Origin of the sequence: Photorhabdus akhurstii (assembly GCF_019090985.1) — a bacterium.
Classification (GTDB): domain Bacteria; phylum Pseudomonadota; class Gammaproteobacteria; order Enterobacterales; family Enterobacteriaceae; genus Photorhabdus; species Photorhabdus akhurstii.
This window is the reverse complement of the sequence record NZ_CP020335.1, coordinates 4036400-4053818: the sequence shown is the minus strand read 5'-3', so window position 1 is coordinate 4053818 and position 17419 is coordinate 4036400. Positions and strand designations below refer to the sequence as shown.

General features: G+C 41.6%; 17 protein-coding genes, 1 other RNA gene and 1 pseudogene. 9 read left to right on the top strand and 10 right to left on the bottom strand.

From position 1 onward, the window contains the following. The first annotated feature begins 86 nt into the window (after positions 1–86). A complete protein-coding gene (gene tnpA, locus B0X70_RS17140; protein ID WP_217471759.1) occupies positions 87–524 on the top strand; it encodes an IS200/IS605 family transposase in 438 nt (145 codons plus the stop codon). 45 nt (positions 525–569) lie between these two features. On the opposite strand, the pseudogene B0X70_RS17135 reads toward tnpA, so the two are convergent. The 4 genes and pseudogenes from B0X70_RS17135 to smpB form a co-directional block, all read right to left on the bottom strand. Further along, positions 570–880 (bottom strand): annotated as a pseudogene (locus B0X70_RS17135) (type II toxin-antitoxin system RelE/ParE family toxin). A 510-nt stretch (positions 881–1390) separates the two neighbouring features. Next, the gene (locus tag B0X70_RS17130) at positions 1391–1594 is read right to left on the bottom strand and encodes a hypothetical protein (RefSeq protein ID WP_217469919.1); all 204 of its coding nucleotides are present in this window, start codon (positions 1592–1594) and stop codon (positions 1391–1393) included. Between the two features lie 713 nt (positions 1595–2307). After that, positions 2308–2671: a transfer-messenger RNA gene (gene ssrA / locus B0X70_RS17125) on the bottom strand. 50 nt (positions 2672–2721) lie between these two features. Next, positions 2722–3204: an SsrA-binding protein SmpB gene (gene smpB, locus B0X70_RS17120; protein ID WP_036777830.1), complete on the bottom strand. Its 483-nt coding sequence runs from the start codon at positions 3202–3204 to the stop codon at positions 2722–2724. A 156-nt stretch (positions 3205–3360) separates the two neighbouring features. Between smpB and B0X70_RS17115 the strand changes: the two genes are divergently transcribed. Next, a complete protein-coding gene (locus tag B0X70_RS17115; RefSeq protein WP_036810511.1) occupies positions 3361–3795 on the top strand; it encodes a type II toxin-antitoxin system RatA family toxin in 435 nt (144 codons plus the stop codon). Beyond that, positions 3788–4081, top strand: coding sequence for an RnfH family protein (locus tag B0X70_RS17110; RefSeq protein ID WP_036810509.1), 294 nt, complete (start codon positions 3788–3790; stop codon positions 4079–4081). Before B0X70_RS17115 ends, B0X70_RS17110 begins: the two co-directional genes overlap by 8 nt. A 55-nt stretch (positions 4082–4136) precedes the next feature. On the opposite strand, the gene bamE is transcribed toward B0X70_RS17110, so the two are convergent. The 3 genes from bamE to nadK all read right to left on the bottom strand — a co-directional run bounded on the left by bamE (position 4137) and on the right by nadK (position 7350). Continuing rightward, the gene (bamE, locus tag B0X70_RS17105; RefSeq protein WP_011147559.1) at positions 4137–4484 is read right to left on the bottom strand and encodes an outer membrane protein assembly factor BamE; all 348 of its coding nucleotides are present in this window, start codon (positions 4482–4484) and stop codon (positions 4137–4139) included. Positions 4485–4721: 237 nt separating this feature from the next. Then, positions 4722–6383, bottom strand: a complete 1662-nt coding sequence (gene recN, locus B0X70_RS17100; protein WP_217469918.1) for a DNA repair protein RecN — start codon at positions 6381–6383, stop codon at positions 4722–4724. A gap of 58 nt (positions 6384–6441) precedes the next feature. Beyond that, complete coding sequence (nadK, locus tag B0X70_RS17095; RefSeq protein ID WP_217469917.1) at positions 6442–7350, bottom strand: NAD(+) kinase; 909 nt, start codon at positions 7348–7350, stop codon at positions 6442–6444. Positions 7351–7474: 124 nt separating this feature from the next. Here nadK and grpE point away from each other — a divergent pair, with 124 nt between their 5' ends. Further along, positions 7475–8056, top strand: a complete 582-nt coding sequence (gene grpE, locus B0X70_RS17090) for a nucleotide exchange factor GrpE (protein WP_036810500.1) — start codon at positions 7475–7477, stop codon at positions 8054–8056. Between the two features lie 68 nt (positions 8057–8124). On the opposite strand, the gene ung is transcribed toward grpE, so the two are convergent. Beyond that, the gene (ung, locus tag B0X70_RS17085; protein WP_036810497.1) at positions 8125–8805 is read right to left on the bottom strand and encodes a uracil-DNA glycosylase; all 681 of its coding nucleotides are present in this window, start codon (positions 8803–8805) and stop codon (positions 8125–8127) included. 645 nt (positions 8806–9450) lie between these two features. Between ung and B0X70_RS17080 the strand changes: the two genes are divergently transcribed. The 3 genes from B0X70_RS17080 to B0X70_RS17070 all read left to right on the top strand — a co-directional run bounded on the left by B0X70_RS17080 (position 9451) and on the right by B0X70_RS17070 (position 12301). Continuing rightward, entirely contained in the window at positions 9451–10467 is a 1017-nt protein-coding gene (locus B0X70_RS17080) for a Tle-like phospholipase domain-containing protein (protein WP_217469916.1), read from the top strand. A gap of 15 nt (positions 10468–10482) precedes the next feature. Continuing rightward, positions 10483–11070, top strand: a complete 588-nt coding sequence (locus tag B0X70_RS17075) for an ankyrin repeat domain-containing protein (RefSeq protein WP_036810490.1) — start codon at positions 10483–10485, stop codon at positions 11068–11070. Between the two features lie 433 nt (positions 11071–11503). After that, positions 11504–12301, top strand: coding sequence for a hypothetical protein (locus B0X70_RS17070; RefSeq protein WP_217469915.1), 798 nt, complete (start codon positions 11504–11506; stop codon positions 12299–12301). A gap of 410 nt (positions 12302–12711) precedes the next feature. Here B0X70_RS17070 and srmB read toward each other — a convergent pair whose 3' ends face one another. Further along, positions 12712–14049, bottom strand: a complete 1338-nt coding sequence (gene srmB / locus B0X70_RS17065; RefSeq protein WP_110086324.1) for an ATP-dependent RNA helicase SrmB — start codon at positions 14047–14049, stop codon at positions 12712–12714. A gap of 154 nt (positions 14050–14203) precedes the next feature. Here srmB and trmN point away from each other — a divergent pair, with 154 nt between their 5' ends. After that, positions 14204–14938: a tRNA(1)(Val) (adenine(37)-N(6))-methyltransferase TrmN gene (gene trmN / locus B0X70_RS17060; protein ID WP_214039291.1), complete on the top strand. Its 735-nt coding sequence runs from the start codon at positions 14204–14206 to the stop codon at positions 14936–14938. Between the two features lie 67 nt (positions 14939–15005). On the opposite strand, the gene nadB is transcribed toward trmN, so the two are convergent. Then, positions 15006–16646, bottom strand: coding sequence for an L-aspartate oxidase (nadB, locus tag B0X70_RS17055; RefSeq protein WP_036810479.1), 1641 nt, complete (start codon positions 16644–16646; stop codon positions 15006–15008). Positions 16647–16812: 166 nt separating this feature from the next. Here nadB and rpoE point away from each other — a divergent pair, with 166 nt between their 5' ends. Beyond that, a complete protein-coding gene (gene rpoE / locus B0X70_RS17050; RefSeq protein ID WP_036777809.1) occupies positions 16813–17382 on the top strand; it encodes an RNA polymerase sigma factor RpoE in 570 nt (189 codons plus the stop codon). Positions 17383–17419: the final 37 nt, after the last annotated feature.

The following is a 17419-nucleotide window of genomic DNA, read 5'->3' as shown; positions in this document are numbered from 1 at the left end:
CCTGAAGGAAACCCATGTTGGAATATATCCACTTACTCACCACAAGTAAGAAGGAAATCACCATCATGGGTCTCTATATCACCATCATGGGTCTCTATAGAAGTTCATCACATGTATTTTGGCGTTGCAAATATCACTTGGTCTGGACCCCGAAGTATCGATTTAAGATACTTCGGGATAAAATAGGCAAGGAGCTTTATAGATCAATTTATATACTTTGCAACATGAAAGATTGTGAGGTATTGGAGTTAAATATTCAACCGGATCATGTTCACTTGGTTGTGATGATCCCGCGGAAATTATCGATATCGACGTTAATGGGAGTCCTGAAAGGGCGTAGTGCAATAAGGCTTTATAATAAGTTTCCGCATATACGTAAGAAGTTGTGGGGGAATCATTTTTGGGCGAGGGGTTATTTTGCGGATACAGTAGGCGTAAACGAAGAAATAATCAGACGGTATGTAAGGCATCAGGATAAAAAGGACCAAGAGTTTGACCAACAAATGGAGTTGTTACAGGATTAACTCGGATATAGCCCCCTTTTAGGGGGCCCAATGTAAAGCCACCTCCTAGGGAGGTGGTCTTTTACTTGTTTGTTGAGTTTTCTTCTGAAAACTATGTAATACGTAAAATAGCTTCATCAAATTTAACAGCATACATAATGCGATAAATACCTGTACTGTCTCTTAGTCGCATTTCTTTTACACCAGAACCGATGCCAAAAAAGGGTTTCCAGTCTTCAGGATCTATTCCATGCTGTATTCTATGAAACTGATAGCCTGCGCCTTTAGTGCGATCTGTAAGGAAAGGCTAACAAATATTCACAAGAAGAACTAATACAGGTAATTTCTTCTCTAGTACTGCCCCTGATTTTTATCATAGCTTCCTTCCTTAATTTGATTGTATAAAATTTTATACCACTACGCACAAAATTGCAAATGAAGAATTGAAGGAATTTGAAGCCTAGCGAGGAGAAAATGTGCGATAAGTATGTTTCAGGCCACTAGCCCTATGTTGCCCAAGCCATACGCAGACACTATAAATGGTTCATGTCACAACAGCATGAAAGAATCGAGTGTCCGAGGCAAAGGCGATCCAATCCAAGCATTGCAAGAACGATCAACCAAATACTGGCGAATGAAGAGCCCAAAGTTGTTACCAATCCACGGTTTCTGACATGGAGAAGCCTTGGTCGCGGTTTGAAACTGTCTTCCCTCAAATATTATGTTGAGGCGACTGGTAGTAAGTTGTGTCTCGATATCAAGTTGCCTTACAGGCTCGTACTACAGATTCAAAAGAAAAATGGGTAGATTGGATAAACTACAGTCATATCTATGACGGTTAGTTATGTAAAAACTTTTCAATAGATGAAACGCAATTACCGCTTCATTTATTGAGCGGGTGAGGGAAATTTATCGCGCACGGCATCATAATATCGGCGGTATGCCAGTCTTTTTTCATATTCCTGCTTACCTCTTTGGTGGTGGCGATTCAAACAGGGTTCGCAGTACTGGGATTCATCAACCAGAGAGACGTTAGTCTCCCCTGCCTGAACCGCCATATAAGGTGCGATAGCAGGCACACTGGTAAACAATCTTTACCAGTGTTGATGAATCTCAAGGCTGCGACCCCTTGACCATCGGATTTTGCCGATGGCGATACTACTTTAACCGATTGTATTATCTGACTCAAGAATCAAATAAATACCTTAGTGACGGTTTGTTTCGCTGCGCTTATGACGAAATAAGTGAACTTATGGCGAAAACGGCACTACACCGCACCCGCCTGCACGTTTTGGATCAAAAAAATTTTTCAGTTTTAAAATCCTACAAGGCAAACAGCCAGACTGCGACAACACTAGCGGAGCGAGAGAAGCCGTAAACTGAAATGATTGAAAAGATTTTCAGGAAATTTCAGTTTTTGGATCAAAAGGTGATCACGGATAAAATTTCAATGCAATGATATTAAAGGAAAAATTATATTTTGCGTGGAAAATAAAATCACGGAGGAAAGCGGTGCTTTATCATAGAAATTAGATAAGGCCGGTTTTACTGGATATACAGAACTGAAATTATTTTCTCCTTTTGCATTATGACAAGGAGAAAGTGAAAGTATTAAAGTGAGCTTAATTCATTAATAAGCGAAGGGTTACGTTCAAGCATCTTAAGTAGTTTCAGTGATGAACTAGAAGGAATGCGGCGGTGCAGGTAGTGTCCATTGATGCCCATAAAAATAAAATAGATGGACGTAAAGTGGACATTGGGCAAACAAAAAGGGCTACACTTTAGTGTAACCCCTTGATTTATTTGGTGGAGCTGGCGGGAGTTGAACCCGCGTCCGAAATTCCTACATCCTTGGTACTACATGCTTAGTCTAATCTTTACATTCGCTTGCCAGCTGCGGACAGACACGCCACTCACAAACTAGCCTGATTAGATTTAACGCTTCAACCCCAGGCAAGGCATCCACGCGATCTCTTTTGGGTTTGACCTCTCTTGATCCCCGTCCTAAGAGCGGAGGCTAGGGAGAGAGGGCTCTGCGCAGGTTATTAAGCTGCCAGTGCGTATTTTTCGTCGTTTGCGACTATTTTTTTGCGGCTTTTTACGAGGCCAACCGCCCCTCGGCATGCACCTTGGGTTTCGCGAATCCCGTCGAATCCAGAATCAGCCCCAAGTGTCTTAAAAGCAAGTATATCAGAATACTAAACTGTAATGCCAGAATTTATCGCCCAGCATTCTTCATAATACGTGCTTTGTCTAATTTCCATTCACGTTCTTTAATGTCCGAACGTTTGTCGTGCGCCTTTTTACCTTTTGCTACGCCAATCTTGACTTTGCACCAAGCGTTTTTCCAATAAAGAGATAAGGCAACAACGGTATAACCATCACGATTGACTCGACCATATAATGAGTCAAGTTCGCGCTGATTAAGTAAGAGTTTGCGTGAACGCATTGGATCACAGACGACATGGGAAGAAGCTACATTTAACGGGGTGATGGTGGCGCCAAAAAGATAAGCGTCTCCATCTTTGAGCAAAACGTAACTGTCGCTGATGTTGGCTTTACCAGCGCGCAGTGATTTGACTTCCCATCCTTGTAACGAGAGACCCGCTTCAAATTCTTCTTCAATGAAGTATTCGTGACGAGCTCGTCTATTCATGGCAATGGTTGCCGAACCGGGTTTGTGTGCTTTTTTCTTTGTCATAGTGTATGCATTATACTGAATGCTTTGGTGAAAGAAATCTTTTCCCGCACATATTTGCTGATTAATGAGTGTTTATTGCATTATACGCTGACAGATTTTTCTTTGATCACGTATAGGTGATATTATTCGCTACAATTAAGCCTTACAGGAAATGATATGCCACAGATTAGTCGCTCTGCGTTAGTACCATACAGCGTGGAACAAATGTACAAATTGGTCAATGATATCGGTTCTTACCCGGATTTTTTGCCGGGATGTGTCGGCAGTCGGGTACTGAGTGTTAGCAATAACGAAATGACTGCATCAGTCGATGTTTCGAAAGCGGGTATAAGTAAGACTTTTGTTACCCGGAATATTCTGGCCGATAACCAAAGCATTAATATGCAACTGGTCGACGGGCCTTTTCGTAAGTTAATGGGAGGTTGGCGGTTCATCCCTCTGAGTGAAGATGCCTGTAAAGTTGAGTTACAACTTGATTTCGAATTCACTAATAAGCTGATTGAATTAGCTTTCGGTAAGATTTTTAAGGAATTGGCGGGGAGTATGGTGCAGGCTTTTACTCTGCGCGCGCGCGAGGTTTATCGTGTCTGATATCAATGTCGAAGTTGTGTATGCATTGCCTGATCGCCAATATCTGCGTACGGTGAAATTGGCTCAAGGCGCAACTGTTGAGCAGGCAATAGTTGCATCAGGTTTGCTGACTTTGCGTAATGATATTGATCTGCAAAAGAATAAGATTGGAGTTTATAGCCGTCCTGTTAAGTTGACGGATATTTTGGAAGAGGGTGATAGGGTGGAAATTTACCGCCCATTATTGGCTGATCCAAAAGAAATGCGTCGTAAGCGTGCTGAACGGGCTAAAAATAATGCTCAATGATTATTATAGACAGTCAGTCATCTATTTTTTTGACTGACTGTCTATATTTCTTTGGTTATTGAAGATCTTCGGTAAGTGAATTTTCGTTTTTAATGTCAGTCAGTACACCATTACTGTCAAATGTCAGTGTCAGAGTTTGCTGAGTCACTTTTTCGTGCCCAGGTTGCTGACGAAATACATAAAACCACGTTTGAGTTCCAAACGGGTCTTGTAACATTGGTGTTCCTAATGTGTAAGCTACCTGTTGCTGGGTCATTCCCTTGTGAATTTTTGATACACTAGTCGGTGTTAGGTAGTTCCCCTGATTAATGTCAGGGCGGTAAACAGCCCGTTCCAACGTAGAGCAACCCGCGGTCAGCATGACAAATGATACAGCAGCGGCAGTCAACATTTTACAGCGCATGGTAATTACATTCCTTTAGGAGTCAGGGTGTTGATAATAATAAACCTTGACGAGATTGAAAACCTTTATACCCGTTATCTTTCAAGTTGCCTCTTTGTTGGCTGCGCTCACTCACCCCGGTCACATAGTTACCTATGCTTCCGGGGATTAGTTCCCTTGCCGTCGTGATGCATCTTGAAATCCATAGGGTATACAAGCTTTACTATGACCTTAAATATACGCAAAAGTTGTGTCAAATTATGCTGCTAACAGCTCTTTGGCATTCGCCAGGGTATTTTTTGTCACTTCACTGCCTGCGAGAAGCCGCGCCAGCTCTTGTAATCTGGCTTTTTTATCCAGCAATTGCATTTGAGTTTCAGTTTCTTCACCGTCAGTCTGTTTACTGACATAAAAATGTTGGTGTCCACAACCGGCTACTTGGGGCAGGTGAGTGACGCACATAACCTGTGTAGATTCGCCTAATTCGCGTAACAGACGGCCGACTATTGCGGCTGTCGGGCCGCTGATACCGACATCCACTTCATCGAAAATCAAGGCGGATGTTTCCATTTTCTTAGCTGTTATAACCTGAATTGCCAGCGCAATACGGGAAAGCTCACCACCGGAAGCGACTTTTGCCAGAGATTGGTGTGGCTGACCAGGGTTAGTGGTGACATTAAATTCAACTTTATCTGAACCATCAGCATTCAGATGTTCAGGTGCAAAAGAGACATCGATAGTAAAGCGGCCATGAGGCATAGCGAGTTGATGCATGCTGCGAGTAATGAGCTCACTTAATTCTTTGGCATATTGCTGGCGAACTCGGTGCAATCTTTCTGCGACTTCCAATGCTTGTTTATGGTGTTTATTAACCTGTTCACTAAGGTGGGTACAGTCATCTTCTTGTTGCGCCAGTGATTGCTGCTCTTCCAATAATTGTTGATGTAGCGAAGGAAGCTCTTCTGGGACAACGTGATGTTTACGGGCCACCCTAATTTGTTGTGAAATTTTTTGTTCCAGTTCAAAGAGACGATTTGGGTCCATATCCAGTTGATCACCGTAGTGGCGGAGTTCATCGCTGACTTCATTAATTTGAATGGATGCTTCTTCCAGCATAGTGAGTAACTGGTTGAATTTATCATCCATAGTGATGAGTTCTGCCAGCTCGTGTTTAGCGTAATTCAGTAGGCTGATAATATTTTGTTCATCGTTATCACTGAGTAGCTGGAGTGCGGTTTGGCTGACAGAGAGTAACTGACCTCGGTTTGCTAGCCGTTTATATTCATTATCTTGTTCCTGATATTCACCTGGTTGCGGTGCCAACTCATTAAGTTCTTTTAAGTGATATTCCAGCAACTGCTGACGAGATTGGCGCTCAAGCGCCTGTTGTTGGAATCGAGCAAGATCCTGACAACTTTGGTGCCATTGCTGATATGCCTGTTTCATTTCATTTTGTAGATTGGATTGATTAGCGTAAGTATCAAGCAGACGTTTTTGGTGACCATTATTCAATAGTAATTGGTGAGCGTGTTGACCATGAATTTGAATAAGATGGGTACCTAGTTCACGTAATTGGGAAAGCGGTACGGCAGTGCCATTGATAAAGCCTCTGGAACGGCCATCTGACGTTATTGTGCGGCGTAGTAAGCATTCATTGCTGTCATCAAGTTGGTGTTCTTCTAACCATTGACGAGCAGAAGGAGTATCAGAAAGAGCAAACCGGGCGCAAATATCAGCACGAGAAGCCCCGCTACGCACCATATTGGCTTCACCACGATTACCCAGACATAAACCTAATGCATCAATTGCGATGGATTTACCCGCGCCAGTTTCACCTGTGATGGCTGTCATACCTGGCTGGAAGTCAATTTCAAGCTCCCGAACAATGGCAAAATTGCTAATGGTTAACTGGGTGAGCATCACACTTCTCCTGTGTATAAAAACACCTCTGTATCTTCATACAGTATAAACTGGTTTTTTATACAGTAAAGTGGTGAAACCTAATTTTTTTAGAACATTTTTTAGACCAGCTTAGTTTTGTACTTAATGTATTGAAATAATTATAGTCTTTAGGATGAATGAGATTGAGCTTCTGTTCGCTGCGGCTAATAATCACATCTTCTCCATCCTGTATAGGCAGAACGATTTGGCTATCGCAACTGACTTCATAATCATTGCTATTTTGGGAAAATTTCAATCTTATATTGCTTTCGCTACTGATAACCAGCGGCCGGGAAGACAATGTATGTGGAAACATCGGTACCAGGACGATAGCGTTTAGGTTAGGTGTCAGAATTGGCCCACCTGCGGAAAGCGAGTAGGCTGTGGAACCCGTTGGCGTTGCGATAATCAGTCCGTCAGAACGTTGGGAAAAGGCAAAACGTTCATCGATATAGACTTCGAATTCAATCATATGTGCTACTTTCCCCGGGTGGAGTACGATTTCGTTGATTGCGGTACTGATACGGGGTTTTTGGCCGTTTCTTCTGACTTGGGCTTCTAGCAGGAAACGATGTTCGTTCCGATATTCGCCATCTAATACTTCAGAAAGTTGCTGTAGGGCATTATCAGGATCTAAGTCTGTCAGAAAACCCAGATTGCCTCGGTTAATGCCAATGACTTTAATATCATAACGGGAAAGGACCCGGGCGGCGCCCAACATGTTGCCGTCACCACCAACAACGACAGCTAAATCAGCTTGTTGACCAATTTCGGTCAGACCACCAATTCGTGCATCTTTTAAACCGATGTCTTTGGCAACTTGACGATCAATAATGACAGAGTAACCTTTGGATTTTAACCAATGATAAAGCATCTCATGAGTAGCAAGTGCTTCTGGGTGGCGAGGGTGACCAACAATACCTATGCATTTGAATTTTTTATTCATCGTTGTAATTTCCTTCTAGCAAGAGGTTTTATCCTCACAATACGGCGGGTTCCCTTGAATCCCCAGTTTAGATCCCCATAATAGGCTAAGTAGCGAGATTAATGCCAAATACGCGGAGATATTCATGAGTAGTAAAGAACAAAAAATGCCTGACGAGCAAGTCTCGGAAGATATGGAAGTTGTATCTGAACAGCAAAACAGTGCGGATAAAGCAGAAGCATCAGAGACTGAAAGCGTTGTTGATCCGCGTGTCGCAGAGCTGGAAGAACAGCTCAAGCAGGCGCAACAGCGTGAACGTGATGCCATTTTGCGTGCTAAGGCTGAAGTTGAAAATATCCGTCGTCGTACTGAGCAAGATGTAGAAAAAGCCCATAAGTTTGCGTTAGAAAGATTTGCCAATGAACTGTTACCAGTGATTGACAATCTTGAGCGCGCTTTGGAGGCCGCAGATCGCACTAATACCGAAATAGCACCTATGATTGAAGGCATCGAGCTGACGTTGAAGTCTTTCCTTGGGGCTGTGGGTAAATTTGGTATTGAAGTTGTTGGCGACACAAATGTTCCTTTTAATCCTGAAATTCATCAGGCCATGACCATGATGGAATCCGATCAGCATGAACCAAATCATGTCATGATGGTCATGCAGAAAGGGTATACCTTAAACGGCCGTTTGTTGCGCCCGGCAATGGTAGCCGTATCGAAGTAATTTTAGTTTAGTAGTGGTTTTAGTTTAGTAATAAGTATCAATGCCGCTCCAACAGGGGCGGCATTTTTTTATTGTGGCAACTCAGGTGTCCAGTTAATTGGCGCGATGCCTTGTTTTTCTAGCAATGCATTGGCCTTTGAAAAATGTTTGCAGCCAAAGAACCCTCGGTGGGCAGATAGTGGAGATGGATGGGGTGCTTTGAGAACGTGGTGTTTATTAGCATCAATAAAGTAGCCTTTTTTCTGAGCATGGGAACCCCAAAGCAGAAAAACGACGCCTGAACGGTGCTCATTGATAGCGGCAATGACTTTATCAGTGAAAGTTTCCCACCCCAGATTCGCGTGGGAGTGTGCATTACCACGTTCTACGGTAAGTACGGTATTGAGTAGTAACACCCCTTGTTTAGCCCAACTGACTAGGCAACCGTGATTTGGATGCTGGAAGTCAGGTATATCGGATGTCAGCTCTTTGTACATATTCACCAGCGAAGGTGGCGCGGGAATACCCGGTTGTACAGAAAAAGAGAGGCCATGTGCCTGATTGGGGCCGTGGTAAGGGTCTTGCCCAAGTATCACCACCTTAATATCAGCCAACTCGGTGTAGCGGAATGCATTAAATACATCCTGTTGTGGCGGATAAATGGTTTTACCTGCCTGACGTTCTTTTGCGACATAGGTCAGTGTGTCGAGAAAATAGGGTTGTTTTTTCTCGTTACCGATTACGTCGTGCCATGTGAGAGGTGCGGACATAGTAAATCCTTTTTATAGATTACCAAATGGATGTTAGCTTACCGATTACAAAATCAGAGGAAAACCTTTGATGCACACTAAAACTAAATTCTTGATAACTATTTCAATGTTGTAAAGTATTTTTGAAAGTTTATCCAAAGAATTGCTTTGTGGTTAGCTATAGAAACTTATTTAAAACATAAGGTAGCAATATGTTTTATAGTAACTATATGAAATTAACTGTTCTGAATCAATGAGTATCCTCATTTGTGTAGATATATAGGAATGAGGCATATTGCTTTGACTAAATAACTAAGATAACTCATTGATAATTTAGTTTATTGTGCGAATGTATAGATAGAAGTGATTACGGGTATTCAATACCGTGAAGGGCCAGATTGTGGTTAAGGATAAGCTGGATCGTTTGAATATCGTATAAAGCCAAAACAGATTTGTTGTAAGTAGTCAGTTCACTTTGACTCTTTTCTGGCTATTTATTGACAAATAATAGGTAGAAATTTCTCTGTTATCAGAGAGAAGAGTCGCAGTTGAGTAATTTTGTTAACATAATTTAAACATTTATTTAACTCAATGACATTTCCTGCCGATAGATTAGTTGTACTAATTAAATCGTCGATTATTTTCAGCTATCCTTAGGGGAATTTTATGAGTTTATCAATTGAAATGAATCTATCAGTCGATTCAAGTTTTCCCATTTTAAATAATCTTCAACTTGTTACACCACCTTCTGTTCCAGGCCAGAATATTGAAAAAGCGACCACAGAAGTTTTTTCCCTCTCGGAAACAACTAAACAAAGTAATAGAGTCTATCAATCATTAATTAATGAGCAGAGTATTAACATTAATTTAAAGTCAATCACAGGAATTAAGTCTGAACAAATTAGGGGTAAGCAATCTCATGAAATTGATTATATGTTGACCTTAATTTCTGATGATGTCTACATACGCACCATTATGGGAATAGGTGATTATGTTCGTCTTTCTGATGATGAATTATTAAAGGCAGGAATAGAACCGGCAAATTTAAGGGATGAAACAACAGGCTTTCAGGCCGGTATTTATCGGAATGATGATCTCTATATAGTTGCTTTTGTGGGCACTAATGATTTGAAGGATATATTAACTAATTTACGACAAGGTTTTGGATTTGATGAAGCTCAATATCATCAAGCCATTGATTTAGCTCGTGCCGCCAGAATGGCATTTGGCGAAAACTTATTATTTACTGGACACTCTTTGGGAGGGGGATTAGCAGCGACAGCCGCATTATCAATTGGAAAGCCTGCGGTAATATTTAATTCAGCCGGTGTTTCTGACAATATGATGAAAAATTTGGGTTTTTCACCCCAAGAGGGTAGGGCTATCGCTGAAAATGGATTGGTACGTCATTATGTTGTGGAACATGATTTGCTTGATGTATTACAACAGAAACTGCCCGTATCTCAGCCGATAGGACATAAAATCTTACTGAAATATAATGATAATTCAGGAGAATCAGATCAAGGGTTTCCTCATAATCTGATACGTGGACTAAAAGCACATTCTCTTAAAAAGATGTTGGAATTATTAACAATATACAAACCTTGGTCGTCTTTAAATGATGAACAGCAAGAAGAATCTCTAGTCATGCTTGATGAACCGGAGCTGAATGTTTCCGCATAATTAAAGAGAGGCGCGATGAAAATTGGCGAAGTAATTGAGCCTGAATTGGAACTGGATTATCAGCGGAGTGAAGAAAATATAACTCCGTTACAATGGGCTATATTCAATCAGCGAATGGATGATGTTAATAATTTGCTGAAAGAGGGGGCTGATCCTACTCAACCTGGATTGCAACAAGAAAGTGCTTTACATACGGCTGCAAAAATCAACAACCCTGATTATCTTAAATCTTTATTATCAGTTGTGCCGGATGTGAATATTATACATCCCATAACCTTAGCAACGCCTTTACATGTTGCGGTTCAGGTAGGAAGAAGAATGCAGATTGAATTACTGTTGGCCGCCGGTGCTAATCCCAATCAGGCTAATCGGATTGGAGATACTCCGTTACATATTGCAGCCAAAATTAATTCGCCGGAACTGGTGCTGATATTGTTGAAGTCAGGCGCTGATCCTAAATTGCGAAACAAGCAACAATCAACGTTCCAGATGTATCTCAATCTCACACCGCTAAAAGCGCGGAGCCGTGAGATGCAAGCTGAATATGATAAGGTTAATCACTGGCTGAAAGCTCGGCAAGTCAGTCGATATTATTTGAAATAAGATAGAAACGGGCTATTTGGCCCGTTATTTTTTTTCTTAAATATCAAACAATTAAGTGAAAGTTTGAGTGTTAATGCTAACCTAATAGATGGGCATTTGTTTATAATTCACCTTGAGGCGCTAAATTTGCTATTATTATGATAATTGATGAGAAAATTAATAGCTTATTAGACATTTTATGTAGTGAATTTTTACATGATTGAGAGTATCAGCCATTGGCAGGGAATGAGTGGTATCGAAGGTACACTATCTATGTAGATGATTTTCCAATATATTTTATTCTCATCAAACGCAATGAAGAATGAATAAATATTATTGATATTGAATTTATGAAAAAATTAGGGTGTTTTATAATTGAAGGAAAAGATATAAACTAGTTTTATAGAATTATACTGTTCTTAATGAAGTGCTTGTAAACTAAGGGTAAAAATTAATGTTGGAAATCTTGTTGAAAGACTTATTTATTACAGCGACTATACTTATTAGTTCAACTTCATTATTCCTTTCAGATAGGATAGAGAATGATGATTCATTTCTTAGCAAAGATGAGATTATGTTGTCTTTTGAAGATACAGGTAGCTTTGGGCATGAAATGGGGGGAGTGACTAGGAGTATTAATGACGTTAAAATATCTCCGGGAGGGGAGCTTTCTTTCATGAAATTACTTATGTCAGGCTCTGATTACTCTCTCACTTTATTGTCAGACCTTAAAGAATCTGTTGAAGTCGATGTATTTAATAATGATTATACGATAGGGCGTTGGGTGATGGGAATTTATCGTCTTGATTGGGGAGGAACAAATGAAATAGTAAGAATCAAATATCCTATTCATTATATTGTCGGTAAGCCTCTTACTACATATGGTACTTTGCCAAAAGGTAAAAATGGAATTAAGGAGTGTAAGTTTGTAGATGCTTCTAAACCAACTTTATTGAATGTGGGTACCCATGTATTGAAAAAAATAGAAACATTTGGAAAGTTAAATTTCGAGACAGGTCTTTTTGATTTTACTATTGGGTTTTCTATCGGTAATAGAATGGTTGAGTTTAAAAAGAGTTCTGATATTGGTGAGACAACGACGGATATAACTAATAATGATGCCAGATATTCTCTTTATGCTTTTGGTAAAGATCCAATTTCCCCTTTTATTGGATTGAACTATATGTTTCGATATATGGAAAATAATACAATTGCAACAATTGAAGGTATTATTGTTTATAAGTGCGATTAGATTTTATATGGCATATTTGATATCGAATCAAAGAAATTTGATATGCCTTTAATAGGGTTTTCGTTTCACTTTAATAGAGTTTATATATTGAGTCATAATATCCAGACTTTCATATCGACTTCATTAGTTATAAAGTAAATTATGATTTTCAAAAAAGTATAAAGAAAGTAGATCTAGAAAAATTATTTAAAGTCATTTCATTATTTTTGTGTTCGTAACGAGGTTTTTAGGTAAAAAATTTACTTACATAATAACCGTGTAATAACAGATTTTTTGCTTATAAAAAACTCATTTTGGTATTGTCAGAGAAGAATCTGATGTATTCATGGATATTGATACCTTTATGTTTGAAGGGCATCAGGTTCTTGGACGAAAATTAACTTAACGGGCCAATTGGCCCGTTTAAAGATTTACGCATTGCTATTGGTTGGCGCTTCCGGTTTTGGATTACCGGAAGGTTTACGGCGTTTACCGATATTTTTGCTGTCTCGATGACGTATTTTGGCTTTTTTCTTCGATTCTTCCGCTTTCTTTTTCTCTTTGCGTTTAGCCAATACTTTTTTCGATGGCTTATTGTGGGCTTTGTCACTTGGTGCTTTGGTTGTTGGGCGAAGTTCATCAACCATCCGCGACTTTAGTGGTTCATTCAGATAACGACTGATTTTGCCTAATAAAGAATGATCATGCGCTTCCACTAAGGTAATTGCAGTGCCTTTGCGACCTGCGCGAGCTGTCCGGCCAATACGGTGTAGATAAACATCGGCGGTACGCGGTAAATCGAAATTGAAAACATGGCTGATATCATCAATATCCAATCCACGGGCAGCAACGTCTGTTGCAACCAGAACAGTGACGCTGCCATCATTCAGGAGCTTAACCGCTTCCGTCCTTTTAGCCTGTACCATTTCCCCTTCAAGGAACCGGGCTTTAATGCCGGCTTGATGCAATTCACCCACAAGTTCGTGTACACGTTCACGTTTGCGAACAAAGATAATGGATTTAGTGACATCGGGTTGTTTCAGTAAATGGCAAAGCAGGGCTGTTTTGTGTGCCAAATTGTCTGCACGGTAGTAAAATTGCTGGATTTTTTTGCGTTCACGGCGTGATGGTTCAGCATCAATCTCAACTGGATCTTCCAGTAAGCGCTCAGCAAAATCACGAATGGCTTCCCCTTCCAGAGTGGCAGAGAACAGCATGGTCTGTTTACGCCAACGAGTTTCACCCGCGATGGTTTCAATATCGTTGGCAAAACCCATATCCAGCATACGATCGGCTTCATCAAGGATCAGTGTTTCAACTGCCCGGCAATCAAAGTTTTCTTCCTTGATATATTGCAGCAGACGGCCTGTAGTGGCGACGACAATATCTTGATTTTCGCTGAAAATTTCTGCGTGATTCATATAGGCTACGCCACCGGTAATGGTAGCGATATCCAAATTGGTATGCGCAGCGAATTCTTTTGCTTGATCTGCCACTTGCATGGCTAGCTCTCGGGTGGGCGTCAGGATCAGAATACGTGGTGGTCCAGATTTTTTACGTGGAAAATCCAATAAATGTTGCATAGCTGGCAGCAGGTAAGCTGCGGTTTTACCAGTACCGGTAGGCGCCGATCCTAGTACATCACGCCCGTCCATTGCGGCTGGAATAGCCGCAGCCTGAATTGCTGTCGGGCGGGAGTAACCTTTATCATTCAGGGCGTCAAGCAGGCGTTCATCAAGCTCAAGTTCAGAAAAGTTTGTTGCAGTCATTATATACCTCTGTTTAGGCCGCCGATTATAAACAGGTTGGACGTATTGTTCATCTATTAAAGCGGTCAGTTAAGAGTAGATAGCTTTTATCGAAACATAATAACCCTTATCCTGTAGCGAAATTTATTGTGCTAAATAGATATAGGTTATTAATTTGAAACAGAAACGACCTTTACGCCGGGATGGATTTACTTTCAAGCAGTTTTTTGTTGGTCATGATCGGTGTGCGATGAAAGTCGGGACTGATGGCGTTTTATTGGGAGCATGGGCTCCGGTGAGTGACAAAAAAGCGATTTTAGATATCGGCTGTGGCAGTGGGCTGATTGCGTTGATGTTAGCACAGCGTACGAATGAGAATACCAAAATTGACGCAGTGGAGCTGGATACAGCGGCTGCATTGCAGGCGCAAGATAATGCGGAACAATCTCCCTGGCAGAGAAAAATAGATGTTTATCAGCAGGATATTGGTGATTTCGCTGAACAGTATTCGCAATGTTATGACTTAATTGTCAGCAATCCTCCCTATTTTGAGCCGGCTGTTGCTTGTCGAAATGAGGCGAGGGAACAGGCTCGTTATACGGGGTCGCTGACTCACCGGCGATTATTGCAATATGCAGAGAAGTTGATTACAGCGGATGGTCTGTTTTGTGTGGTATTGCCATATGCCATTGGTGAGGAATTTGAAACAATGGCATGTCGTCTGGGCTGGTTTTCTCATCATCGGGTCAATATCCGCGACAGGCAAAGCAAGCCATTGCATCGGATGCTATTGGCATTTTCCCGTAAGGAAAAAACCGGTTTGATCAGTGAATTGACTATTCGTCAGCCAGATGGTGCATATACGCAAGAATTTCAGCAGTTGGTGACGGATTTCTATCTCTATTATTGAATTATTTATTGAGTTATTGAAAGAACCACGCCGGAGCGTGGTCATGCAGAGATTTTGCCAGCAAAGATCAGGGTGTCAAAATCGTTGGTTTTGACTCTGGCAGTAAATCGGGATAATCCAGTGTGAAATGCAGACCTCGGCTCTCTTTTCTTTCTAACGCACAACGCACGATTAATTCAGCGACTTGCACCAAATTTCGTAATTCCAGCAGATTGTTAGAAATCCTGAAATTGGAATAATAGTCGTGAATTTCCTGTTGCAGCATATTAATACGGCGCAGTGCTCGTTCCAGGCGTTTGGTTGTACGTACAATACCGACGTAATCCCACATAAATAGACGTAATTCGTGCCAGTTGTGCTGAATGACGACTTGTTCATCTGAATTGTCAACACGGCTCTCATCCCAGAAGGGGAGTTGCGGTATTTCTTCTATTTTTTCAATCTGTTGTTGGATATCCTCCGCAGCAGACCAACCATACACCAGACACTCCAGCAGAGAATTAGACGCCATACGGTTTGCACCGTGTAGGCCCGTATAGCTGACTTCACCGATAGCATATAAGTTGTTGAGGTCAGAGCGTCCCTGGTGATCGACAACAATACCGCCGCAGGTGTAATGCGCAGCAGGAACGATTGGGATCGGTTCTTTTGTTAAATCAAAGCCCAGTGTCAGCAATTTTTCATAAATCATTGGAAAATGCTGGGTAATGAAATCCGCTGGTTTGTGGCTGATATCCAGAAACATACAGTCAGCACCAAGGCGTTTCATTTCATGGTCAATTGCTCGCGCTACGATGTCGCGAGGGGCTAGTTCAGCGCGTTCATCAAAATCAGGCATAAAACGGCTACCATCCGGTCGTTTAAGATATGCGCCTTCACCTCGCAGAGCTTCTGTCAACAAGAAATTGCGTGCCTGAGGATGGAATAGGCAGGTCGGGTGAAACTGGTTAAATTCCAGATTGGCGATACGGCAGCCCGCACGCCATGCCATTGCAATGCCATCACCGGATGAGATATCGGGATTTGTCGTATATTGATAGACCTTAGCCGCACCGCCTGTTGCCAGTACCACGACCTTAGCGCGATAAGTTTCCACCTGTTCTTGCTGACGGTTCCAGATATAAGCGCCGACGACTCGGTTCTCACCATCTAACCGGGCTTTATTTGAAGTAATTAAATCAACCGCATTGCAGCGCTCTCTCACCGTGATATTCGGATGAGAAATCGCTTTATCAACCAGTGTCGTTTCTACCTCTTTGCCCGTTGTATCAGCATGATGCAGAATACGCCGATGGCTGTGACCACCTTCACGGGTCAGATGATATTGTTTTTCTCCCTCTTTGCTGGTTTCTGTATCAAACATAACACCTTGATCAACCAACCATTGCACGCAAGGACGGGCATTGCTGGTGATAAACTCAACAGCGCTTTTATCGCAAAGCCCAGCTCCGGCGATAAGGGTATCTTCAACATGAGATTCGATACTGTCTGTTTTATCAAATACAGCGGCGATACCGCCCTGTGCATAATAGGATGCCCCTTCGCTGAGAATACTCTTACTTAATACAGTGACTTTATATTGTGAGGCCAGCCGTAAAGCCAGAGATAGGCCGGCGACACCGCTGCCGATAATAAGTACATCGCTGTAATGTTGTGAGAATAATGATTGCATAATTGATGATGTATGAAGAAGATGGGTAAAAATCATGTTAGCCTATCAGATATGAGAAAGGCGATGATTGCAACAAAATGATGGCGGAAATTGAACTTCGCAGAATTTTATTACTCAAAGCCATGCTTGCTTGGGAATAGGACATCATGGTTAGTTCAGTAAATATCAATGTGGAGCTTTGCTTCGGGAGATTTAACCTCGGATGAGCGAGCAGTTAACGGATCAAATGCTGGTTGAGCGAGTGCAGAAAGGTGACCAAAAGGCGTTTAACCTACTGGTAGTCAGATATCAGCATAAAGTAGCGAGTCTTTTATCCCGCTATATTCCGCAGGGTGATGTTCCTGACGTTGCTCAGGAAACATTTATTAAAGCCTATCGGGCATTGGCTTCGTTTCGTGGTGATAGTGCTTTTTATACTTGGTTGTACCGTATAGCAGTAAATACTGCGAAGAATTATCTGACCGCTCAAGGGCGCCGTCCTCCGTCCAGTGATTTGGATGCCAGTGACGCGGAAAATTATGAAATTTCGAATGGATTAAAAGAAATTTCGAACCCTGAGAACTTAATGTTGTCAGAAGAATTGAGGCAGGTGGTTTTCCGCACCATTGAATCTCTTCCCGAAGATTTGCGAATAGCAATAACGCTGAGGGAATTAGATGGGTTAAGCTATGAAGAAATAGCTACCATTATGAATTGTCCGGTAGGTACGGTTCGTTCTCGTATCTTCCGTGCAAGGGAAGCCATTGATGATAACATTCAACCACTGATTTAAAATTAAAAATAGTGGAACAATACTGAAGGGTACTTTG